This is a genomic window from Pseudomonas sp. NPDC086566, assembly GCF_050280885.1.
In the GTDB taxonomy this organism is placed as follows: Bacteria; Pseudomonadota; Gammaproteobacteria; order Pseudomonadales; family Pseudomonadaceae; genus Aquipseudomonas; species Aquipseudomonas vlassakiae.
The window spans coordinates 471,690-493,485 of the sequence record NZ_JBNNWD010000005.1 but is presented as its reverse complement, the minus strand read 5'-3'; the positions used below and the strand labels follow the sequence as shown (position 1 = coordinate 493,485).

Sequence of the window (21,796 nt, the reverse complement as noted above, 5' to 3'; positions counted from 1 at the left end):
CTTGCCCGTTTGGCAAGGTCTGGAGTGGACCATGAACAACCTCAAGCAACGAATGATCCGCAGCCTCGATGCGCTCGATGCCGGGCGGCCGCTGGTGGCGTTGATCGATGACCTGATCCGCAACTACCCGGATCTCTTCCTGCTGGCCAAGACCCATGCAGCGCAGATTCTGCGCAAGCACACCGGCCGCGACATGGACCCGCGGTTTGTCTGGTGGCACCAGTTCAACAGTGAAAGTTCGAGCAACCGCAGTTTCACCGGTTGGCAGCACAGTGGGCCGCCGCAGAAGTCGCTGCTCATGACCGAGCTGGTGATCGACCGCTTCGACTTGCATTTCCAGGACGCCGCCGACGAGCTCGACCAGCGCGGCGGGTTCTACCGGCAGGGGCCGCACGCTGGCAGTTTTGACGAGCGCAATGAAGTGCCCATGCTCGGTAGCGAGGTGCAGAAAGACCTGTGGGCGCTGGACTTCGCGCAGTTGTATCGGGACCAGGTCGAGCAGTTCTGGCTGGCCCATGGCGGCCATTTTGCCTTGCTCGCGAAGCTCAATCTGCTGGGCCAGGCCATGGGTGCCTCGCGAGCAGGCAGGATTTCACCGCAAGATGCGCAGCGGCTGCGTTCCATGGTTTCCAGCGAGTTAGCCGAAGGTGCGTTGCCAAGCCTGGCCGTGTTGGAGCGGGGCACACAAGCACCCCTGCCGGTGTACCGTTATATGTTCGGCCCAGAAGACCGCGGCTGCCTGCTCGCACTGGAAATGAGCAATGGCCGCCTGCTGGCTTACATGCCCTGGTCGGACGAAGCGCTCAAAGCTTTCGCTTCGGAGCTGGAGCTGGCCAGCTGGCTGTCGACGCAACTGCAAAGTGTTGAAACGCTGGGCGGCTTCGTCTCGGGCGCTCACGCCAACCCACGCGACCTGGCTGCCAGCCGGGTGATTCGGGGTAATCTGCTGACGGTAGCCAATGCGTCAACCGACCAGGCGGCGCTGGCGGCATTGAACGGCTTCAGGCAGCCACTGGGCAGCGATCTGTTTGCCTGGATGGCCCAACAGGCAGCCGACGAAATGCACCGTACTGCCAACCTGATGCGCGATAACGCCAGGCTGCGCAAGGCCATGTGCAGTGGTTACCTGGCGGCCTTTCTCAGTGTCTTCGGTGGCCTGGCGCCACTGGGCTGGCCGGTATCCCTGAGCCTGCTGGGTGCTGGCATCGGCAAGGTCGGGCTGGATGTCGACGAGGCGTTGCATGCCAGCGATGAGCGGGGCCGCAGGGCCGCGCTGCGCTCGGCCATGCTGGAAAGCGTATATGCCACCCTGAACATGGTCGATATCGGCTTCCAGACCAGTTTTGCCTCGCTCGAATACGTGGCGCCGCCCCATGAGGCCAACGCGTCGCTGGAGGGTTGGCAGGCCGTCGCTGCCGCGTCGCTGCCCGTGGAGGGGCAGGAAAGTAATGTGCTGGGGACCGGTGAAACCGTGCAGGCGGGGCGCCTGCGCGGTATCCGTGTAAACGAGGATGGCAGTTGCTGGATCGTGCTCAACGGCCTTTCCTATCGGGTGCGCTTCAGCAGTGAGTTGCAGGTCTGGCTGGTGGTGCCGGCGGACAATCCCTTCGCCTTTGGCCCATTGCATCCGGTGCGCCTCAACGATGCCGGCGAGTGGGAGCTGCTGCAACCGCCACGCCTTCTGGCTGGCGCGCCGCCGGCTGTCGAAGGCATGCAGAGTGTCACTTCGCAATTCTGGGATACCTACGTCCTGACCAACGGCACGCAAAGCAGGGGCATGTCTGCGCTGGCACTTCAGCGGCAAAAGGCCTTGCTGAAGCGTTGGCCGATCGCCGAACTGGAGCGCGGACGCGCGCCGGACTTAGACGAGCGCGGGCTGGATTGCGTTTCTGTGCGGGGCCGGCGGTATTACTCCTATCGTTACGGAAACCAATACTTCAACACCCTGATCGAGTACTACACCAGCGACGAGGCGAAGGTGAACGATGTGTTTCGCTCCGGGACGTACCAGTACGGTGATGAGGACAGCTTCATCATGGACCTCGCCGACACCTTGGGTCTGCTGCCCAAGAACAACCAGGCCAAGCTGTACCGTGGTGGCAACCGCTCGCGCGGTACCAGCGGCGAGTACTATCGCAACGGCCATTTGCGGGTGGGGGATGTACTGGTGAATACCGACCTGACGTCGTTCACCGAAAACCCCTACAAGGTTGCGGAGTTCGCTTCCTTGCCCGGCAGCGAGGCGCCGGAAGGTTTGCCGGGGGTGTTCGATGACAGCTCGGTGGTCTTCGAACTATCCAGCGGCACGTATCACGATGCCGTTCCAATCAGTGCCTTCTCTCAGTACTGGGACGAAGCCGAGTCATTGTTCCTGCCCGGCCACTACTTCCGCATCGAAGGCCTGGAGCAGGTTTACGGTGAGCGCTACCGGTTCATCAAGGTTACCCTCAAGCAGGTTGGCAAGCCGGCCTCGGGCGTGATCCATGACCTGCGCACCGCGCAGCCTTTCGACCTGAGCGCCTACCGTGCGCGTTTCAGGTCGGCTGCGGTGGCCGCACGCTTCTTCCCGTCCTGAGGCCGCAAACGGGGTTCAGGCGAAAGCCACCACCTGTGCAATAACGGACAGGGTACTGGCGCTGATCCGCCGTTGAACTCATGCCTGCTTCATCAGCAGCGCCACCCCTGGGAAATACTGGCCGAGCGCGTTGTGCAACTTGCGATAGGCATAAGGAAAGTACCAGGCGATGGCGCAGGCCGTGTGCTTTTGCAGGTCATCGACCAGGTCCTGCAGTTGTTCCGGGCTGGCATGTTGGCCTGCCTTCCAGGGCGTGACGAACAGCGCCCCGGCCTTCAATTGGCTGGGGTAGGCCACATGACGGGCAAGGTTGGCGGTTTGTTGCAGAGCCGCTGTCATGTCCAGTTGGGCGATACTTGGCCAGCGCTGGCTTACGCTCATATAGAGCGCCTCGTCGGCGCTGCAGATCGACAGGTCGCAGCGTCCCTCCTGTTCCCCCTCGTCACGCTGCTTCTTGCTGGCAAACTGTGGCAGCGCTGCCAGTTCGGCCTGCCAGGCGGCTGCGGCAAGCATGCCGATATTGGCCTGTGTACCATGCCAGTACGGCGCTTCGGCATCGCCGTTGAACTGATTGAAGCGGTCGATGCAGTCGACCCAGCGTTCCAGAACCGGGCGGAGGAATTCCAGGCGCGGATTGTTGATGATCTGGCCTTGCATGCTGCGCACTCCTGTTGTCGTTGTAATGGCGTTCGGCGCAAATTAGTGGCTATGTGATATCACTGTCTTCAGTCTGGCACAACCTGGCGGATCGGCCATTGACCCCGGCCAATTTGCCAACGCTAATCGACGGCGTTCGATTGACGCTCCCAGTGCAACCCTCTAACCTTCGCGGCGTGTTTCAGGTGCCCTGCCAGCCCCGACTGGGCAGGGTGAAACTGGGAAGCCGGTGGTCGCCAGCAGGGCGCGATTCCGGCGCTGCCCCCGCAACGGTAGGTGAGTAGCGGCCGCGCAGAGCCACTGGGTACGAACCCGGGAAGGCGCGCAGGCCAGGGCCGATTGCCCGCTCACGAGCCCGGAGACCGGCCTGAAACTGCCAACGGCATCACGGAGGGTGATGCGCGGTGCACCGTGGCTGCGGCCATGGCCCCTGCGCGTTCTCCGTTTGCCCGCCTATTTCCTGTCGTCGCTTGCCTGCGGCGACAGCCTGCGGAGAACCCTTCATGAGCGAATCCACCGAACGCGACGAACGCCACCTGGCGCGCATGCAGCGCAAGAAGGCGGTCATCGACGAGCGCATTGCCAACGCCCCTAATGAATGCGGCCTGTTGCTGGTGCTCACTGGCAACGGCAAGGGCAAGAGCAGCTCGGCTTTCGGCATGCTCGCTCGCGCCCTGGGCCATGGCATGCAGTGCGGCGTGGTGCAGTTCATCAAGGGTCGCAACAGCACCGGTGAGGAACTGTTCTTCCGCCGCTTCCCCGAGCAGGTGCGTTACCACGTGATGGGCGAAGGCTTCACCTGGGAGACCCAGGACCGCCAACGTGACATCGCCGCTGCCGAAGCCGCGTGGGCGGTTTCGCGTCAGCTGCTGCAAGACCCCGGTGTGCAGTTCGTGGTGCTCGATGAGCTGAACATCGCCCTCAAGCACGGCTACCTCGACCTCGACCAGGTGCTCGGTGACATCCAGGCCCGGCCGCCGATGCAGCATGTGATTGTCACCGGCCGGGCGGCCAAGCCTGAAATGATCGAACTGGCCGACACCGTGACCGAGATGGGCATGCTCAAGCATGCGTTCCAGGCCGGTATTCGTGCGCAGAAGGGCGTCGAACTGTGAGTGCAACGCGCAGCTGCCCGGCGGTGCTGATCGCAGCACCTGCCTCCGGCCAGGGCAAGACCACCGTCACCGCAGCCCTGGCCCGCCTGCACCGCAACCTTGGGCGTAAGGTCAGGGTGTTCAAGTGCGGCCCCGATTTCCTCGACCCGATGATCCTGGAGCGGGCCAGTGGCGCGCCGGTGTACCAGCTCGACCTGTGGATGATCGGTGCCGAGGAAAGCCGTCGCCTGCTGTGGCAAGCCGCAGCAGAGGCCGACCTGATTCTGATCGAAGGGGTGATGGGCCTGTTCGATGGCACGCCGTCGAGCGCCGATCTGGCTCGCCACTTCGGCGTGCCGGTACTGGCGGTGATCGACGGCACGGCCATGGCCCAGACGTTCGGTGCCCTGGCGCTGGGCCTGGCACGTTATCAGGCCGACCTGCCGTTCGCCGGGGTGCTGGCCAACCGGGTCGGTAGCCTGCGCCATGCGCAACTGCTCGAAGGCAGCCTGACCGAGGGCCTGCGCTGGTATGGTGGGCTGTCGCGGGAGCGCGGCATCGAGCTGCCCAGCCGCCATTTGGGGCTGGTCCAGGCCAGCGAACTGAACGACCTGGATGCCCGCCTGGATGCGGCTGCCGAAGCGCTCGGCGCCAGCTGCGATGCTGCCTTGCCGCCGCCCGTGGTGTTTGCCGCGCCGGCCTCGCAGCCGTGCGCGGGGTCACTGAGTGGCGTGCGCATCGGCGTGGCACGTGACGAAGCGTTCGCCTTCATCTATGGCGCCAACCTCGATCTGTTGCGCGACCTGGGCGCGCAGCTGTCGTTTTTCTCCCCCTTGCACGATCGTGAACTGCCGGCAGTGGACAGCCTGTACCTGCCAGGGGGCTATCCGGAGCTGCATCACCACGCGCTGGCCGCCAATACGCCGATGTGCGAGGCGATCCGTGCCCATCATGCCCAGGGCAAGCCCTTGCTGGCCGAGTGTGGCGGCATGCTGTATCTGCTCGAGGCGCTGACCGATGTCGCTGGCGAGCGTGCCGAGCTGCTGGGCCTGCTGCCCGGTGAGGCGACCATGCAAAAGCGCCTGGCGGCCCTGGCCCTGCAGGCTGTGGAACTGCCGGAAGGCACCTTGCGCGGACACACCTATCATCATTCGCTGACCAGCACCGAGCTGGAGCCCATCGCCCGCGGCCTGAGCCCCAACGGCGGGCGCGGTAACGAAGCGGTGTATCGGCTGGGCCGGCTGACCGCCTCCTACGTGCACTTTTATTTCCCATCCAACCCTGATGCGGCGGCGGCGCTGTTGCGACCATGACGGATCACGCCTACAGCGCGGCCGAGCGCGCCGCGATCTACCGAGCGATCGGTGAACGCCGCGACATGCGCCACTTTGCCGGTGGCTCGGTCGCGCCTGAGCTGCTCGGCCGTCTGCTGGCCGCTGCGCACCAGGCGCCCAGTGTCGGCCTGATGCAACCTTGGCGTTTCATCCGCATCAGCCAACGCGAGCTGCGCGGGCGCATCCAGGGCCTGGTCGAAGAGGAGCGAGTGCGTACTGCCGAAGCCTTGGGCCAACGCTCGGATGATTTCATGAAGCTCAAGGTCGAGGGCATCAGCGACTGTGCCGAAGTTCTGGTGGCGGCCTTGATGGACAACCGCGAGCCGCACATTTTCGGCCGCCGCACCCTGCCGGAAATGGACCTGGCGTCACTGGCCTGCGCGATCCAGAACCTGTGGCTGGCCGCCCGCGCCGAGGGCCTGGGGTTGGGGTGGGTGTCCCTGTTCGACCCGCAAGCCCTGGCCGCGCTGCTGGGGATGCCCGCGGGCGCCAAGCCGGTGGCGGTGTTGTGCCTGGGGCCGGTCAGCGAATTCTACGCACAGCCAATGTTGGTCCAGGAAAACTGGGCCGAGGAACGCCCTTTGAGTGACATGCTGTTCGAGAACCAATGGGGAGAACGCCCATGAGCGTGGCCCTGCTGACGGTGGCCGGCGTGGCCCTCGATGCACTGCTGGGCGAGCCCAGGCGCCGGCACCCGCTGGTGGGCTTCGGCAACCTGGCGTCGAGCCTGGAGCGCCGCCTGAATGCCGGTGGACGAGGCTGGCGCAGCCACGGCGTGAGCGCCTGGTTCCTGGCCGTGGTGCCCTTGACCCTGGTGGCGCTGGTCCTGTCCTGGCTGCCCTGTGTCGGCTGGCTGGTGGATGTGTTGGCGCTGTATTGCGCCCTTGGCTTGCGCAGCCTCGGCGAGCATGTGCTGCCGGTGGCCAATGCCTTGCGCCAAGGTGATCTGGAAGAGGCGCGGCGTCGTGTCGGCTATCTGGTCAGTCGGGAAACCCGCGAACTGGACGAACCCGCCGTGGCCCGCGCCGCCACCGAGTCGGTGCTGGAAAACGGCAGCGATGCGGTGTTCGCTGCGCTGTTCTGGTTTGTCGTGGCCGGTGCGCCGGGGGTCGTGCTGTACCGCTTGAGCAATACCTTGGATGCGATGTGGGGCTACCGCAATGAACGCTTCGAGCGTTTCGGCTGGTGCGCCGCGCGCATCGACGATGTGCTGAACTACATTCCCGCCAGGCTGGTGGCGCTGACCTACGCGCTGCTGGGCAGGACGCGCCTGGCCCTGGCCTGCTGGCGCAAGCAGGCGCCGCTGTGGGACAGCCCCAACGCCGGGCCGGTGATGGCCTCGGGTGCCGGTGCGCTGGGTGTCGAACTGGGTGGCCCGGCGGTGTACCACGGCGAACTGCACGAGCGCCCGCGCCTGGGTGAAGGGCCGATGGCCGATGCCGATGCCATCGAGCGCGGCTGGAGCCTGGTGCAGCGTGGCGTCTGGTTGTGGGTACTGCTGATCTGCCTGGGAGCCTATCTGAATGCTTGAACACGGTGGCCGCCTGCTGCGGGCAGTGCGGCAATACGGGATTGCCCGCGAGGACTGGCTCGACCTGTCGAGCGGCATTGCCCCTTGGCCTTACCCGATTCCCCCCATTGCGCCAGAAGCCTGGGCACGCCTGCCGGAGACCGACGACGGGCTGGAGGACGCTGCGCGGCACTACTACGGTGTGCGGCAACTGCTGCCCGTGGCAGGCTCCCAGGCGGCCATCCAGGCCTTGCCCCTGCTGCGCCCGCTGGGGCGCGTTGGTGTGCTGACGCCATGCTACGCCGAGCACCCGCATGCCTGGCAGCGAGCGGGGCATCAGCTGATCGAGCTGGACGAAAGCCAGGTCGAGGCGCAGCTCGATCAGCTCGACGTGCTGGTGCTGGTCAATCCGAACAACCCGACCGGGCGGCTTGTACCACGCGAACGGCTGCTGGCCTGGCATGCGCGGCTTGCAGAACGCGGTGGCTGGCTGCTGGTGGACGAAGCGTTCATGGACAACTCACCGCAACACAGCGTGGCGGATTGCGCCGAGCGCCCGGGCCTGATCGTGCTGCGTTCGTTCGGCAAGTTCTTCGGCCTGGCCGGTGTGCGGCTGGGCTGTGTGGTGGCTGAACCCTCCCTGCTGCGGCGCCTGGCCGAATGGCTCGGGCCGTGGACCATCAGCGGCCCGACCCGGGTACTGGCGCAAGCCTGCTTTGTCGACCAGGCGGCGCATCGGGCGCAGATCGAACGCTGCGCCCTGGCAAGCCGGCGCCTGGCGGCGCTGCTGCAGAGCTGCGGCCTGGCGCCCAGCGGCGGCTGCGACCTGTTCCAGTACGTGCGCAGCACGCGCGCAGCCCGGTTGCATGACTTTCTCGCCCGCCGCGGCATCCTCGTGCGTCTGTTCGAGCAGCCTGCGGCCATACGCCTTGGCCTGCCGGCAAGCGCTGCCGACGAGCAGCGCCTGGCCCAGGCCCTGGCTGATTACCAGAAGGAAACGGCATGACCACCCTCATGGTGCAAGGCACCACCTCCGACGCCGGCAAGAGCACGCTGGTTACCGCCTTGTGCCGTTGGCTGTTGCGCCAGGGCGTCGGTGTGGTGCCGTTCAAGCCGCAGAACATGGCGCTCAACAGCGCGGTGACCGCCGACGGTGGCGAAATCGGCCGCGCCCAGGCGGTGCAGGCCCAGGCCTGCCGACTGGCACCGCACACCGACATGAACCCGGTGCTGCTCAAGCCCAACAGCGACACGGGCGCCCAGGTGATCATCCACGGGCGCGCGGTCACCAGCATGAATGCGGTGGCCTATCACGACTACAAAGCCATTGCCATGCAGGCGGTGCTGGCCTCGCATCAGCGCCTCAGTGCCGCCTACCCGGTGGTGATGGTCGAGGGGGCTGGGTCGCCGGCCGAGATCAACCTGCGTGCCGGTGACATCGCCAACATGGGCTTTGCCGAGGCGGTCGACTGCCCGGTGATCCTGGTGGCCGACATCAACCGTGGCGGGGTGTTCGCCCATCTGGTCGGCACCCTCGAACTGCTGTCGCCGAGCGAGCAGGCGCGGGTCAAGGGCTTCGTCATCAACCGTTTCCGTGGCGACATCGCGCTGCTGCAGCCGGGCCTGGACTGGCTGGAGCAACGCACCGGCAAACCGGTGCTGGGCGTGCTGCCCTATGTCACCGACCTGCACCTGGAAGCCGAGGATGGCATCGACATCCGTCAGGGCGCCAAGCAGGAGCGGCTGCTCAAGGTGATCGTCCCGGTGTTGCCACGCATCAGCAACCACACCGATTTCGACCCGCTGCGCCTGCATCCGCAGGTCGACCTGCAGTTCATCGGCCCGGGCCAGCCTATCCCGGCCGCCGACCTGATCATCCTGCCTGGCTCGAAGAGCGTGCGTGGCGACCTGGCGCAACTGCGCGAGCGTGGCTGGGACAAGGCCATCGAGCGCCACCTGCGCTATGGTGGCAAGTTGATAGGCATCTGTGGAGGCCTGCAGATGCTCGGCCGCGAAGTGCACGACCCGCTTGGCCTGGAGGGCGCTGCCGGTTCCAGCCCCGGGCTCGGCCTGTTTGATTACGCGACGGTGCTCGAAGCCGACAAGCAACTGCGTAACGTTGCCGGGACCCTGAGTCTTGAAAATGCGCCGGTCGCCGGCTATGAAATTCATGCGGGGGTCACTGCCGGGCCTGCCTTGGAGCGGCCGTCGGTGCAGCTTGCCGATGGCCGTTGTGACGGTGCTGTCAGCGCCGATGGCCAGATCCTCGCCACCTACCTGCATGGCCTGTTCGAGGGCAGCCAGTCGTGTGCCGCGCTGCTGCGCTGGGCGGGGCTGGAAAATGTGCAGACCATCGATTACGAGGCCCTGCGCGAACGTGACATCGAGCGCCTGGCCGACCTGGTGGAAGATCACCTGGATACCGCGCACCTGCGCACCCTTTGCGGAGTCGCCTGAGATGCGCAACCTGATCCTTGGCGGTGCCCGCTCGGGCAAGAGCCGCCTGGCCGAGCAGCTGGCCAGCGACAGCGGCCTGCCAGTTACCTACATCGCCACCAGCGAGCCGCTCGATGGCGAAATGAACGAGCGCGTGCGCCTGCACCGCCAGCGTCGGCCTGAGGACTGGGCGCTGATCGAAGAGCCTTTGGCCCTGGCTGCCGTGTTGCGTGCAGAAGCCGCCGAAGGCCGCTGCCTGCTGGTGGACTGCCTGACCTTGTGGCTGACCAACCTGCTGATGCTTGACGATCCGCAGCGCCTGGCCGCAGAGCGCGATGCGCTGCTCGACTGCCTGGCGGACTTGCCCGGCACCCTGATTCTGGTCAGCAACGAAACCGGCCTGGGCGTGGTGCCCATGGGCGAGCTGACCCGGCGTTACGTCGACCTGGCCGGCTGGCTGCACCAGGCCGTTGCCGAGCGCTGCCAGCGCGTGGTGCTGACCGTGGCCGGCCTACCTCTCATGCTCAAAGGACCCGCTCTATGAACCAAGCCTGGTGGCGTGATGCCTGCCAACCCCTCGACAACGCCGCCATGGACCAGGCCCGTGCCCGTCAGCAGCAGCTGACCAAGCCTGCCGGCTCGCTCGGCGAACTGGAAGGCCTGGCCGTGCAGCTGGCTGGCCTGCAAGGCCGCGAGCGGCCAACCCTGGATCAAGTCGCCATCACCATTTTCGCGGGCGACCATGGCGTGGTCGAAGAGGGCATTTCGGCCTACCCGCAGGCAGTTACCGGGCAGATGCTGCGCAACTTCGTAGGCGGGGGCGCGGCGATCAGCGTGCTGGCGCGCCAACTGCAGGCCAGTCTTGAAGTGGTCGATCTGGGCACCATCGACCCTGAGCTGGAACTGCCAGGGGTGCTGCACCTGCGCCTGGGCGCCGGCACCGCCAACTTCGCCCGCCAGCCGGCGATGATCGATGCCCAGCTGCAGGCTGCCTTGCAGGCGGGTCGTGACAGCGCCTTGCGTGCAGCGGCCAATGGCGCTCAGCTGTTCATCGGCGGCGAGATGGGCATCGGCAACACCTCTGCCGCAGCCGCCCTGGCCAGCACGTTGCTGGCTTGCCCGGCACATGAGTTGAGCGGGCCGGGTACCGGCCTGGACAGCGCTGGTGTTAGCCATAAGGCCGACGTGATCGAGCGCTCCTTGGCGCTGCACGGCCTGCGTGCCGACGAGCCGCTGCGGGCGCTGGCCTGTGTCGGTGGCTTCGAGATCGCTGCGCTGACCGGTGCCTACCTGGCCTGCGCCCAGCAAGGTATCGCCGTGCTGGTGGATGGCTTCATCTGCAGCGTCGCGGCGTTGCTGGCGGTGCGCCTGAATCCGCAGTGCCGTGACTGGTTGCTGTTCGCTCACCAGGGCGCCGAGCCCGGGCACAAGGCCCTGCTCGCGTCGCTGCAGGCCCAGCCATTGCTGGCGCTGGGCCTGCGCCTGGGCGAGGGCAGTGGAGCCGCTCTGGCGGTGCCGCTGATGCGCCTGGCCTGCGCCCTGCACGGGCAGATGGCGACCTTCGCCGAAGCGGCGGTGGCGGACCGCCCGGCATGATCCTCGACCTGCTGCGTCATGGTGAAACCGAGCAAGGGGGTGGCCTGCGCGGCAGCCTGGACGATGCCTTGACCGACAAGGGCTGGGACCAGATGCGCGCAGCACTGGCAGGCGCTGGCCCCTGGGATGTGCTGGTCAGTTCGCCGTTGCAGCGCTGTGCGCGTTTTGCCGGGCGGCTGGGCATGCCGGTTCAGCTCGAAGCCGATCTGCAAGAGCTGCATTTCGGCGAGTGGGAAGGGCGCAGTGCCTTGCAGGTGATGCAAACGCAGGCTGACGAGCTTGGGCGTTTCTGGGCCGACCCGTACAGCTACACGCCGCCTGCCGGGGAGCCTGTCGCGGCGTTTGCCGAGCGTGTGCTGTCAGCCGTCGGTCGCCTGCGCCAGCAGCATGCCGGCAAGCGCGTGCTGCTGGTCACCCATGGCGGCGTCATGCGGCTGCTGCTGGCGCGTGCCCGCGGGCTGCCGAGGGAGCAGTTGCTGCAGGTCGAGGTAGGTCATGGCGCACTGATGCGCCTGGCGGTAGATGAACATGGCGCAATGCTCGAGGTGCTTTGACATGCTGCCGTTCTGGATTGCCCTGCAGTTTCTGAGCAGCCTGCCGGTGCGTTTGCCGGGGATGCCCGAGCCCCGTGAAATGGGCCGGTCGATGTTGTGCTACCCGCTGGTAGGGTTGCTGTTCGGTCTGTTGCTGTGGCTGGCCAGCGATCTGCTGCAAGGTGCTGCGGCGCCGTTGCACGCGGCCCTGTTGCTGACGCTGTGGGTGTCGCTCAGTGGCGCGTTGCATCTGGATGGCCTGGCCGACAGTGCCGATGCCTGGCTGGGTGGCTTCGGTGACCGGGAGCGCACACTGGAGATCATGAAAGATCCGCGCAGCGGGCCCATCGCCGTGGTCACACTGGTGCTGGTGTTGCTGCTGAAGTTCTGTGCCCTGTGGGTGCTGGTGGAGCAGGGGCCGGGCATGGCATTGCTGCTGGCGCCGGTGGTGGGGCGGGCGGCGATGCTCGGATTGTTTCTCGGCACGCCTTACGTGCGTCGCGGGGGGCTGGGGCAGGCGCTGGCCGAGCACTTGCCGCGGCGTTCGGCCGTGTGGGTTCTGCTGGCCAGTCTGCTGTTGTGTTTGCTGGTGGGTGGTACGCGCGCGATCGTGCCGATGTTGGCAGCGACCGCTGTGTTCATCGGGTTGCGCCGGTTGATGTGCAGGCGTCTGGGTGGGACCACAGGTGATACCGCAGGCGCCATGTTGGAGATTGTTGAATTGGCTGTGCTGCTGGGCTTGGCAATCTAAGAACAGGCCTGCAGAGCGTTGAGAAATTTCTTACGGTTAAACGTGCCGTAATTTTTCGGAAAACTGCGGAAAAAATTCAGCAAATGACGCTTTTCCTGTACCTGTCTATCCTCGCGGTTTCCCCTTTACCGCGAAGCATGGACAATGCGACGACTCCTGCTGGCCTTGTTACTGGTCACCGCTAGCGCCCCCGTTACGGCAGCCGACCTGATCGACTTCTGGAATACCCCGCGCCACGGCGGCAACAGCTTCAATCGCTTGCCGCCGGATCAGGCCTACTTCGATGCATTGAGTGCGTATGGCGCGAGCTGGGTACGGCTGTCTTACGACAAGTGGAAGCCGGCGCAGCGTGATTTCCTCTTGGGCAATGCGGACCGGTACGAGCGGCTGCCTGCCGCCGATCTCAAGCAACTGCGCGATACCCTGGATCGCGCCCACAGGGCGGGGCTCAAGGTTGTCATTGCACCGCTGTCATTGCCTGGAATGCGCTGGTCACAAAACAACCAGGGGCAGTTCGATGATCGTCTTTGGCAAAGCCACGGTTTCGCCCGGCAAGCAGGCCGTTTCTGGCAAGATCTGGCCCGAGAATTGAAGGACCATCCTGCCATCGCCGCCTATAACCTGATCAACGAGCCTGCACCCGAGAAACTGGGCGGCCTGGCCGAGCATGCCTCGGCCGAACGTATGCAGCAGTGGTACGCACAGGCGCGGGGAGGGGCGCGTGACCTGCCTGCGCTCTATGCGCAACTGGTTGCAGCGATACGCGAGGTGGATGCCAAGACCCCGATCATGGTCGACGCGGGCTGGTACGCCAGCGCCGACGCCTTCGGATATTGGCAGGCGCCCTTGCAGGATGATCGCGTGCTCTACAGCGTGCACATGTATGAGCCCTATGCGGCCACCAGTGCGCCGAACCTGTTGCGCAAGGCCCCCATCGATTATCCCGGCCCGGCTCCGTTCGCTGGCGAAAACCAGCAATGGGATGGTGAGCGGATTCGCCAGTATCTCGAACTGCCGTTGGCCTGGATGGAGCGTATGGGGCTGCCGCGTTCCCGGCTGGTCGTGGGAGAATTCGGGTGCATGCGCCGGCTGCCCGGCTGCAGCGAATACCTGGAAGATGTCCTCTCGGCCATGGACCGGCATCGGTTGCACTGGGCGTTCTACAGCTTCCGCGAAGATAGCTGGGATGGCATGGACTACGAGCTGGGATCCGCAAAGGTGCCGTGGCGATATTGGCAAGCGATCGAACAGGGTACACCCGACCCCTTGCCACGCAAGGCCACGGCGGAATTCGAGCCGATCCGGCGACGCTTGGCAGACTGAAATTTCTTGCAACAACCCAGATGCGGGTATATACACGTACCCATGTTGACCAGTGAATGCATCTGTACCCATCTGCGTCGCGCCGCCCGCGGGGTGAGCCGGCATTACGACGAGGCCCTTGCTGGCTTCGGTATCAATGTCGCCCAGTTTTCCCTGCTGCGTCACCTGCAACGGCTCGATCGCCCGAGTATCACCACTCTGGCCGAGGCGATGGGCCTGGAGCGTAGTACCTTGGGTCGCAACCTGCGCGTGCTGGAGGCTGAAGGCCTGGTGGCCCTCGCCGATGGCGATGACCAGCGCAACCGCCTGGTATTGCTGACCGAGGCGGGTGCGGCACGCCTGAGGGCGGCCCATCCTGCCTGGCAGCAGGCGCAGTTGAAGTTGGTCGAGCAGCTGGGCGAAGGGCAGCGTGACGAGCTGATACGTTTGCTGGAGCGGCTTGCCTGAGTTACCACAACCAGAAGCGGGTATATACCCGTACAACCTTGCGATGTGCTGGAGATAACGACAATGACTTCGGTGTGGCGAACCAGCGGGTGGGTACTTGTGGGGGCCGCGTTTATTCTGGCGCTATCCCTGGGCGTGCGGCACGGTTTCGGCCTGTTCCTGGCGCCGATGAGCGGCGAGTTTGGCTGGGGCCGCGGGGTGTTCGCCTTTGCCATTGCCCTGCAGAACCTGATCTGGGGCCTGGCGCAGCCGTTTGCTGGTGCGCTGGCCGACCGCCTGGGGGCAGCGCGGGTCGTCATCACAGGGGGCATTCTCTATGCCGCTGGCCTGTTGTTGATGAGCACCGCCGATTCGGCCTGGTCGCTGTCGCTCAGTGCGGGCCTGCTGATCGGTATCGGCCTGTCTGGCACCTCTTTCTCGGTGATCCTCGGTGTAGTCGGCCGCGCCGTGCCAGCGGAAAAACGCAGCATGGCCATGGGCATCGCCAGCGCTGCCGGTTCCTTCGGCCAATTCGCCATGCTTCCCGGTACCCTTGGCCTGATCGAATGGCTGGGTTGGTCGTCGGCGCTGTTGGTGCTTGGCTTGCTGGTGGCGTTGATCGTGCCCTTTGTCGGCTTGCTGCGTGACCGCCCGCTGCCCAGCCATGGCGCGGAACAGTCCCTGGGCGAAGCCCTGCGCGAAGCGTGTTCCCACTCCGGCTTCTGGCTGCTTGCCCTGGGCTTCTTCGTCTGTGGTTTTCAGGTGGTCTTCATTGGGGTGCACCTGCCGGCCTACCTGGTCGACCAGCACCTGCCGGCGACTACCGGCACCACGGTGCTGGCGCTGGTCGGGTTGTTCAACATCGTCGGTACCTACACTGCCGGCTGGCTGGGTGGGCGCATGTCCAAGCCTCGCTTGCTCACCGCATTGTATTTGCTGCGTGCGGTGGTGATCGTGCTGTTCCTGTGGATGCCGGTGACTCAACTCAGCGCTTACCTGTTCGGTATCGCCATGGGGCTGCTTTGGCTTTCTACCGTGCCTTTGACCAATGGCACGGTGGCCACCGTATTCGGCGTGCGCAACCTGTCGATGCTCGGCGGTATTGTCTTCCTGTTCCACCAGCTGGGCGCGTTCCTGGGCGGCTGGCTGGGGGGCGTGGTGTACGACCAGACCGGTAACTACGAGCTGGTCTGGCAGATTTCGATCCTGCTCAGCGTGCTGGCTGCCGCGCTCAATTGGCCGGTGCGTGAACGGCCGGTCGCCCGCTTGCAGGTGCGGGCGGTATGAAACGTCATGTGGCCCGCGGGCTGCTGCTGGCGGCGGCGGCGTTGTTGCTGGCGCTGGTGTGGTGGGGCTGGCAGCGGGGTGGTATGGCGTTGATGCAGTTGGGCATGAGCGTTTGTTAAGCGCTACCCTGCAAGTTAAAGGATTGCCTTGCAGGAGGAATGAATGATGCGTACCCAATGGTTGACGTCGCCGTTGCTGGTTCTGCTGGCCGCCAGTTCCAGCTGGGCTGCCGATTGCCCGGCGCTGTTGCAGGGCAGTTTGCCTGAATTGCGTGGCAAGGAGCAGGTCGACCTGTGCCAGCGCTTCGGCGGCAAGCCGCTGGTGGTGGTCAATACAGCCAGCTATTGCGGTTTCGCCCCGCAGTTCGAAGGGCTGGAAGCGACCTACAAGGCGTACCACGAGCAGGGCCTGGAAATGCTTGGTGTGCCGTCCAATGACTTCAAGCAGGAAGATGCCGACAGCGAGAAGACGGCGAAGGTCTGTTACGCCAATTACGGTGTGACCTTCACCATGACCAAGACCCAGGCGGTTCGCGGCAAGGATGCGATACCGCTGTTTGTCGAGCTGGCGAGCCAGACTAGTGCGCCGAAGTGGAATTTCTACAAGTACGTGGTGGATCGCCGGGGCAAGGTGGTCGGCAACTTCTCGAGCCTGACCAAGCCCGACGATCCCGCCTTCAGGGCCGCGATCGAGAAGGCGATAGCTTCGCAGCCTTGAGAGATCCGTGGAGTGCGAAAAGGGGATCGCGTAGAGGCTGACAAGTGTTCGTCGCACCAGGTTCAGCGCCTGTGAGATCGAGCGCCGCCCGCGCGGCGCATCGCGGATGAATCCGCTCCTACATTTGTTGCAACGTGGCCATGCCTGTGAGGCCATGGTTATCAGCCTTGTTGGCAGGGCGGGATTTCGAGGTGGGCATTGATGCCGCCTCACATGACTTGAGGCATGCACCTAGGCGGGCAACTATGGCCTGTCAGGTTCGGCACGTTGCAACAAATGTAGGAGCGGATTCATCCGCGATGCGCCGCGCGCGCGGCGCTCGATCTCACAGGCGCTGCAAGGCTATCGGCGAACACCTGTCAGCCCTCATGCAATCAAATGGCGGTCAATGCGGATGCACCGTAATCGCCACCAGCTTCAACACCACCGGCCTCACCATCAGCACGCACACAAATGCCACCGGCATCGCCAATTGGTAAGCCTTCAGCACATTGCCCAAGTACTCCGCGTTCACCCCGGCATTCGCCGCCGTGATCACAAAGCACATTAGCAGCGCCATGATCGAAGACATGTAGAACGCGAACACGTACGGTGTAGCACTCGGGCGCAGTTTGCGCCGGCTGCGGGTGTGGGTCAGATTGCTCATGCGATCTCCTGAAGCTTGGCTGAGGGCGCAGGTTACCAATGCCTCCGGTAGTGGCTGTAGACCTGTTGGATTGAGTTCTTTATAAAGAGATTCTTACGAATCGAAGTGCTTGCCATGGATCTGCTCAATGCCATCCGCAGCTTTATCAAGGTGGTCGAAGCCGGCAGCATCGCTGCGGGCGCCCGCAACCTGGGCCTCAGCCCGGCTGCAGTCAGTCAGAACCTGGCGCGCCTGGAATGCCACCTGCAAGTGCGCCTGCTCAGTCGCACCACCCGCAGCATGGCGCTGACGACTGCCGGTAGCCAGTACTACGAACGGGTCAGGCACATCGAGCGCGACCTGGCCCTTGCCGAACAAGCGATCACCACACCTGACAGTGAGCCCCAGGGGAGGCTGTGCATCGCTTCGACCTCTGCCTTTGGACGACACGTGCTGGCGCCGCTGATCCCAGCCTTTAGTGCTCGCCATCCACTACTTTCAATAGAGTTGGTGACGACTGATCGCAAGGTCAATCACGCCCGCGAAGATGTGGACGTCAGCCTGCGTATCACTGCGCAACTGGAAGACCAGTTGCTGGCACGGCATATCGCCCGTATCCCGTTCATCTGCTGCGCTTCGCCGGGTTACCTCGCCAGCGCAGGTTTGCCGACCAGTCCCGAGGTATTGCGTGATCATCGCTGCCTGGTATTCCGTTACCCGGTGGACGGCCGCTTCCTGCGTTGGGGCTTCGTGCGTGACGGCATGCGTTTCGAGGCGGAGTTCGGCAGCGTATTGATCAGCGACGACATCGATGCCCTGACCCAGATGGCCCTCAACGATGGCGGCATTACCCGATTGGCTGAGTTCATCGTATCGCCGCATCTGGCATCCGGTGCGCTGGTACCGCTGTTCGAATACAGCGACAGCGGCCAGGCCTATGCCCAGACTGAGCCTATGGATATCTACATATGCGTAGCCGATCGTTTCGCCATGACCGAAAAAGTGCGTGCCTTCATGGCTTACCTGCGAGAGTCCTTGGGCGACAGGTGGCAAGTGCAGACATGAAAAAACCGCCACGAGGGCGGTTTGTTCATGCTGCGGTACGAATCAGAAGCGGTAGGTGAGCGAGGCACCAATACCGTGTGCGCTGTTCTCGTACTTGGCCTGGTAGCGGCCCTTGGTCGGGCTTGCCAGGTTGACCTTGGTGTCCTCTTCCCACAGGTAGGAATAGGCCAGGTCGATGGTCATGTCGTCGCTTGGGCTCCAGCCAGCACCAATACTGATCGCCTTGCGATCACCGGTAGGAATGCGCGGCGAGCGGTCGGTGTTGTTGGTTGGCGACTGGTCGACAGAGAAGCCGGTGCGCAGCACCCATTCCTTGTTGACCTTGTAGGAGGCGCCAATGGCGTGAGCCCAGGTATCGTGCCAGTTCTGCTCTTCGGTGATGGTGCCGAACTGGGCTCTCAGCGGTGCCGGGACGTCGTTGTTGACGGTGATGTTTTCCAGGCGGCTCCAGCGGGTCCAGGTGCTGCCGGCATACAGGGTCCACTGGTCGTCCAGTTCGTGGGTGACCGAGAAGTCCACGGACTCAGGCGTCTTGATCTTCAGCGTGGCGTCGAACTTGCTGCCGCTGAAAGGCCCGATCAGGGCGTTGTTGATCTTGGTGTCGCCTTCGAGTTTGTAGTCGACCATCGAGTGGTAGGTCAGGCCGACGCGGGTGCGGTCGGTGGCCTGCACCAGGATGCCGATGTTGTAACCGACGGCAGTGTCGTCACCCTTGATCTTCACTTCGCCATCGTTCAGGCCTGGGGAGCGCGGGTTGATGGTGTTCGAGCCCAGCTCGCCCTTGATGCGGTTGATGGTCGGACCGAAACCGATCGACACCTTGTCGTTGAAGGCGTAGCTGACGGTAGGTTGGAAGGTGATGACCTCGACGTGGCTCTTCTTGCCCCAGTAGCGAGCGGCGTCGCCGCTGCCATAATCGGTTACCAGGCCGTATGGCACGTAAACACCGAAGCCAACGCTCCAATGCTCATCGATCGGTTTCACGTAGTAGCCCATCGGGACGCCAACGGTCGGCACCATGTCACCATCGGTTTCGCCTGGCAGTGGGCGGCTGCCTGGGCCGGAAATGTCAGTCTTGGCGATTACGGCAGCTCCGCCCACGGTGACTTCCTGGCGTTTGAGTCGCGACATGCCTGCAGGGTTGCCGTACACCGTGCTGGCGTCCTCGGCAGAAGAAGAACGACCTGCAAAACCGGTACCCATGCCGCTGATGCTTTGTTCGTTAAGTGCGAAGCCGGCAGCGAACAATTGGCTGGATGCCAGGGCAACGGCTACGCCGAGGGAGGTTTTGAGCATTGCTTTTTTCATTATTAGAAACTCCTTGTGATCTCCGGGGCGAAAAGCTACCAACAAATCACGCGCCGCGCTATAGCCTGAATTACAGGAGATCGCGCCGTTTTGTAGGACAATCCGACCAAAATTCCATTTTTTCTAACAAAGATGTAGGACGCTTCTTAAGATGCCTGTGGCAATTTCTGCTCGACGCATGAATACCAAGCCTGGGTAAAGTCGCGCAGGCGACCTTGGGGGTGGAAAATCTGCCGCCAGATCCGAGCCAGGCCGAGCAAGTCATCGGCCGCTGGCAGTGGCGTGGCCTGCTCCTCTACGAGCATCCAGGCAATGGCTGTGGAGTAGCGCAGGTTCACCGTGAGTTCCAGGTGCGGCCCGCCGAGAAAGGCGTGCTGGCTGGCCAGGCCGCGTACCAGGCTGGCCAGCTCCGGATCACGGGCGAGAAAGTGATCCCAGATCGCCTGGTGACGGCTTTCGCCGATGCGGTAGAGGCCATGGCCACGCCGATCGTGCAAAGCTGAACCGAGTGCTGACTGGCTGGCCGCGATACCGAGCAGAAGGGCCTCGGCGCTGGCGCAATGGCGATTCAGATAGACCAGGGTCGGTCGGATCACATACTGACACAATTCATTCGCCGCGATACCCATGATGCCCTCGATCAGTAAAGGGCCGACGGGCGCTGGAGCTTGGCAGCTGGTGATTGGTCAGGCCCGCCGGAAGCGGTAAGGACCGCTCGAGTTGAAGTGTAGTGTGATAATCGTGGCGTAAAGGGCTGTTTTTAAATCGATTGCTCCCTGCCGCCCGCTGCCATATGCCTGGCGGCAATTAGCACCAGAACGATCAGGCAGCTTGCGACAGTTGCCATTCAGGGTGTGAATGCCCCGATATACGCCACTCACGCGGTGAGCGATTGACGTGTGCGGGCGATTACCGCCTGCAGGGGTTCCGAATGGCTGTACTGCTCAGGGTACAGGCGTTCGGTGTGGCAGGCGATGCCGTGCTCGTCGACCAGGGTGAAGCTGAAGCTGCCCTTGCGTGGGGCAACGATAAGGCATTTCAACGGCGAGAAAGCCTGGGAGAGGGTGCCAATGGCAGCCTGAATTTGAGGATGAGTTTGCATGTTATTGGAGGTTCCTGCTTTAAACACGGAGGTTATGATCCGTGCATGATAGAAACGTTCCAGTGACGCCTTTATTAAGGGACGAACGAACCTGACTGGAACAGGGCAGCCAGAGAGAGCGCAATCAAAGTGTGGGCGCTTGGGCTGACTGGTAGGTACTTCAGAAGGCAGGCAGCACACCGGGGCCAAGGTTCTAGGCCGTCGGGGTGGAATCCTGATCAATCTTCCGGTTGATTCGTGCTTGAACAGCGCTGTGCTGACGAGAGAATCATCGAGGGGGCCGGTCCTGGTTTCAGCAGCGATCGTTCGGGAGAGCGATGGGCTGCAAGGACGCTTCTGGCCAGAATTGACTTTCAGCTTGGGTACTAACGGAGCGCACCTTAGCGAAAATATGCGGCCTTTGCAAGCATTGCGTGTTTCTTCAGGCGAGCCGCGCAGTATGGCGTGTCTTTCGCCTCATGGGAAGAGGGGGTAACCGGCGTCAAACCGGCCAGATGGGCCAATTTCGTGCATCCATATGCAGGCTTTCAGTGCACTTGTACACATTCGAGGCATGACTTGTAACGTGCTGGCAACAGCGCTCCTCACGCTCGCCAATGACTTGACTGGCCCCTTAAGTCAATGAAAAAAAACACTAATTTTTGCTGGTGAAAAAATCGTCAGTTTGACCGAAAGCCCCATTTCTCGGGGGTTTGCGGCCTCATTGGAGGGGTTGTCCACCGAGTTATCCACAGGAACTGTGGATTGTCCCGAGCGCTTGCTCTAGGACGGGCGTGCCAGCACCTCAGAGAACTGTCCGACAATCGATAGGCACCTGCCGACCAGCCAGTCATCCACTCGGAAACGTCAAGAAAAAATCATCGAAAAAAAACTGCAATCCGCCGCAAATCGACAGGTCATGCACAAAAAAAAGGAGTAGAGTTGCGCGCCCCTCCGAGTTGCCATCCCTGTCGGTCATGAAGTTTCGCGGTAAATCCCTCGCCAGCCCCGCTGTTGCCTCACCAGCCCCTTCGCCCAAACGGTTTTCCCTGAAAGTGGCCCTCTGGCTGCTCGATAGCCCGAGCCTGGGTGACAAGCCACAGATCAAACACATTGCCGGGCACCTGCTCAAGCAGCCCGCGCGCGAAGGTGTGGTGGTGGCGCAGAGCCGGTTGGGGCAAATGCTCTGCCGTGATTGTGGCAATGCCCGGGACCGTCGCATCGGCCATGAACTGCTACGTCAGGCGGCACGGGCCGGGGACCGGCGGGCGCAGCTGGAGTATGCGCGGCTGTTCGAGGCCGATGCGGCGAAGCAGGCGCCCGACGGGGCAGGCTGGTAAGCTGCACCCAACTCGCAATGGTGTGATCGGGGTACGCATGACAGTGGATCTGGCCAGCATTCTGCTGGGCTTGGTGGCAGGGGCTTTGCCTTGCCTGGGGTGGGTCATGCACGTGCAGCGCCGTCAGGCTGCGCGCCA

The 21,796-nt window shown here is 63.6% G+C and carries 23 protein-coding genes and 1 riboswitch; of the genes, 18 read left to right on the top strand and 5 right to left on the bottom strand.

All coding sequences use genetic code 11. The features are described from left to right. Positions 1-31: 31 nt before the first annotated feature. Complete coding sequence (locus ACQKPS_RS14660) at positions 32-2,575, top strand: dermonecrotic toxin domain-containing protein (protein ID WP_427604592.1); 2,544 nt, start codon at positions 32-34, stop codon at positions 2,573-2,575. Positions 2,576-2,653: 78 nt separating this feature from the next. Here ACQKPS_RS14660 and ACQKPS_RS14655 read toward each other — a convergent pair whose 3' ends face one another. Further along, the gene (locus tag ACQKPS_RS14655) at positions 2,654-3,232 is read right to left on the bottom strand and encodes a hypothetical protein (RefSeq protein WP_313202698.1); all 579 of its coding nucleotides are present in this window, start codon (positions 3,230-3,232) and stop codon (positions 2,654-2,656) included. Positions 3,233-3,398: 166 nt separating this feature from the next. Next, positions 3,399-3,617: riboswitch (cobalamin riboswitch) on the top strand. 118 nt (positions 3,618-3,735) lie between these two features. On the opposite strand from ACQKPS_RS14655, the gene cobO reads away from it, so the two are divergent. From cobO to ACQKPS_RS14580, 15 genes are all read left to right on the top strand, one after another. Further along, positions 3,736-4,347, top strand: coding sequence for a cob(I)yrinic acid a,c-diamide adenosyltransferase (gene cobO, locus ACQKPS_RS14650; protein ID WP_254481086.1), 612 nt, complete (start codon positions 3,736-3,738; stop codon positions 4,345-4,347). Beyond that, positions 4,344-5,639 (top strand): cobyrinate a,c-diamide synthase, encoded by a 1,296-nt coding sequence (locus tag ACQKPS_RS14645; RefSeq protein WP_427604589.1) that lies wholly within the window; start codon positions 4,344-4,346, stop codon positions 5,637-5,639. Before cobO ends, ACQKPS_RS14645 begins: the two co-directional genes overlap by 4 nt. Next, positions 5,636-6,286, top strand: coding sequence for a 5,6-dimethylbenzimidazole synthase (bluB, locus tag ACQKPS_RS14640; protein ID WP_254481084.1), 651 nt, complete (start codon positions 5,636-5,638; stop codon positions 6,284-6,286). Before ACQKPS_RS14645 ends, bluB begins: the two co-directional genes overlap by 4 nt. Next, complete coding sequence (gene cbiB / locus ACQKPS_RS14635; protein WP_427604587.1) at positions 6,283-7,191, top strand: adenosylcobinamide-phosphate synthase CbiB; 909 nt, start codon at positions 6,283-6,285, stop codon at positions 7,189-7,191. The genes bluB and cbiB overlap by 4 nt, the downstream gene beginning before the upstream one ends. Beyond that, on the top strand, positions 7,184-8,176 hold the full coding sequence (gene cobD / locus ACQKPS_RS14630) for a threonine-phosphate decarboxylase CobD (protein ID WP_427604585.1): 993 nt from the start codon (positions 7,184-7,186) through the stop codon (positions 8,174-8,176). The genes cbiB and cobD overlap by 8 nt, the downstream gene beginning before the upstream one ends. Then, complete coding sequence (locus ACQKPS_RS14625; RefSeq protein WP_254481081.1) at positions 8,173-9,627, top strand: cobyric acid synthase; 1,455 nt, start codon at positions 8,173-8,175, stop codon at positions 9,625-9,627. The genes cobD and ACQKPS_RS14625 overlap by 4 nt, the downstream gene beginning before the upstream one ends. A 1-nt stretch (position 9,628) precedes the next feature. Continuing rightward, the gene (gene cobU, locus ACQKPS_RS14620; protein WP_254481080.1) at positions 9,629-10,150 is read left to right on the top strand and encodes a bifunctional adenosylcobinamide kinase/adenosylcobinamide-phosphate guanylyltransferase; all 522 of its coding nucleotides are present in this window, start codon (positions 9,629-9,631) and stop codon (positions 10,148-10,150) included. Then, complete coding sequence (gene cobT / locus ACQKPS_RS14615) at positions 10,147-11,202, top strand: nicotinate-nucleotide--dimethylbenzimidazole phosphoribosyltransferase (RefSeq protein WP_427604582.1); 1,056 nt, start codon at positions 10,147-10,149, stop codon at positions 11,200-11,202. The genes cobU and cobT overlap by 4 nt, the downstream gene beginning before the upstream one ends. After that, a complete protein-coding gene (locus ACQKPS_RS14610) occupies positions 11,199-11,756 on the top strand; it encodes a histidine phosphatase family protein (protein ID WP_427604580.1) in 558 nt (185 codons plus the stop codon). Before cobT ends, ACQKPS_RS14610 begins: the two co-directional genes overlap by 4 nt. A 1-nt stretch (position 11,757) precedes the next feature. Then, the gene (locus ACQKPS_RS14605) at positions 11,758-12,486 is read left to right on the top strand and encodes an adenosylcobinamide-GDP ribazoletransferase (protein WP_254481077.1); all 729 of its coding nucleotides are present in this window, start codon (positions 11,758-11,760) and stop codon (positions 12,484-12,486) included. A 210-nt stretch (positions 12,487-12,696) separates the two neighbouring features. Then, entirely contained in the window at positions 12,697-13,809 is a 1,113-nt protein-coding gene (locus ACQKPS_RS14600; protein ID WP_427604639.1) for a glycoside hydrolase family 5 protein, read from the top strand. 42 nt (positions 13,810-13,851) lie between these two features. Then, positions 13,852-14,256: a MarR family winged helix-turn-helix transcriptional regulator gene (locus tag ACQKPS_RS14595; RefSeq protein ID WP_254481076.1), complete on the top strand. Its 405-nt coding sequence runs from the start codon at positions 13,852-13,854 to the stop codon at positions 14,254-14,256. 63 nt (positions 14,257-14,319) lie between these two features. Then, the gene (locus ACQKPS_RS14590; protein ID WP_427604577.1) at positions 14,320-15,522 is read left to right on the top strand and encodes an MFS transporter; all 1,203 of its coding nucleotides are present in this window, start codon (positions 14,320-14,322) and stop codon (positions 15,520-15,522) included. Beyond that, positions 15,519-15,641, top strand: a complete 123-nt coding sequence (locus ACQKPS_RS14585) for a hypothetical protein (protein WP_302329825.1) — start codon at positions 15,519-15,521, stop codon at positions 15,639-15,641. The genes ACQKPS_RS14590 and ACQKPS_RS14585 overlap by 4 nt, the downstream gene beginning before the upstream one ends. Positions 15,642-15,687: 46 nt before the next feature. Beyond that, positions 15,688-16,239: a glutathione peroxidase gene (locus ACQKPS_RS14580; protein ID WP_254485611.1), complete on the top strand. Its 552-nt coding sequence runs from the start codon at positions 15,688-15,690 to the stop codon at positions 16,237-16,239. Positions 16,240-16,624: 385 nt separating this feature from the next. On the opposite strand, the gene ACQKPS_RS14575 is transcribed toward ACQKPS_RS14580, so the two are convergent. After that, on the bottom strand, positions 16,625-16,885 hold the full coding sequence (locus tag ACQKPS_RS14575; protein WP_254481075.1) for a DUF2798 domain-containing protein: 261 nt from the start codon (positions 16,883-16,885) through the stop codon (positions 16,625-16,627). Positions 16,886-16,999: 114 nt separating this feature from the next. Between ACQKPS_RS14575 and ACQKPS_RS14570 the strand changes: the two genes are divergently transcribed. Beyond that, the gene (locus tag ACQKPS_RS14570) at positions 17,000-17,929 is read left to right on the top strand and encodes a LysR family transcriptional regulator (RefSeq protein WP_254481074.1); all 930 of its coding nucleotides are present in this window, start codon (positions 17,000-17,002) and stop codon (positions 17,927-17,929) included. Between the two features lie 42 nt (positions 17,930-17,971). Here ACQKPS_RS14570 and ACQKPS_RS14565 read toward each other — a convergent pair whose 3' ends face one another. The 3 genes from ACQKPS_RS14565 to ACQKPS_RS14555 form a co-directional block, all read right to left on the bottom strand. Then, the gene (locus ACQKPS_RS14565; protein ID WP_254481073.1) at positions 17,972-19,237 is read right to left on the bottom strand and encodes an OmpP1/FadL family transporter; all 1,266 of its coding nucleotides are present in this window, start codon (positions 19,235-19,237) and stop codon (positions 17,972-17,974) included. Positions 19,238-19,383: 146 nt separating this feature from the next. Beyond that, the gene (locus ACQKPS_RS14560; protein WP_254481072.1) at positions 19,384-19,866 is read right to left on the bottom strand and encodes a hypothetical protein; all 483 of its coding nucleotides are present in this window, start codon (positions 19,864-19,866) and stop codon (positions 19,384-19,386) included. 248 nt (positions 19,867-20,114) lie between these two features. Further along, positions 20,115-20,339, bottom strand: coding sequence for a hypothetical protein (locus tag ACQKPS_RS14555; RefSeq protein WP_254481071.1), 225 nt, complete (start codon positions 20,337-20,339; stop codon positions 20,115-20,117). Between the two features lie 956 nt (positions 20,340-21,295). Between ACQKPS_RS14555 and ACQKPS_RS14550 the strand changes: the two genes are divergently transcribed. After that, positions 21,296-21,658: a sel1 repeat family protein gene (locus ACQKPS_RS14550; protein ID WP_427604573.1), complete on the top strand. Its 363-nt coding sequence runs from the start codon at positions 21,296-21,298 to the stop codon at positions 21,656-21,658. The last annotated feature ends 138 nt before the right edge of the window (positions 21,659-21,796 follow it).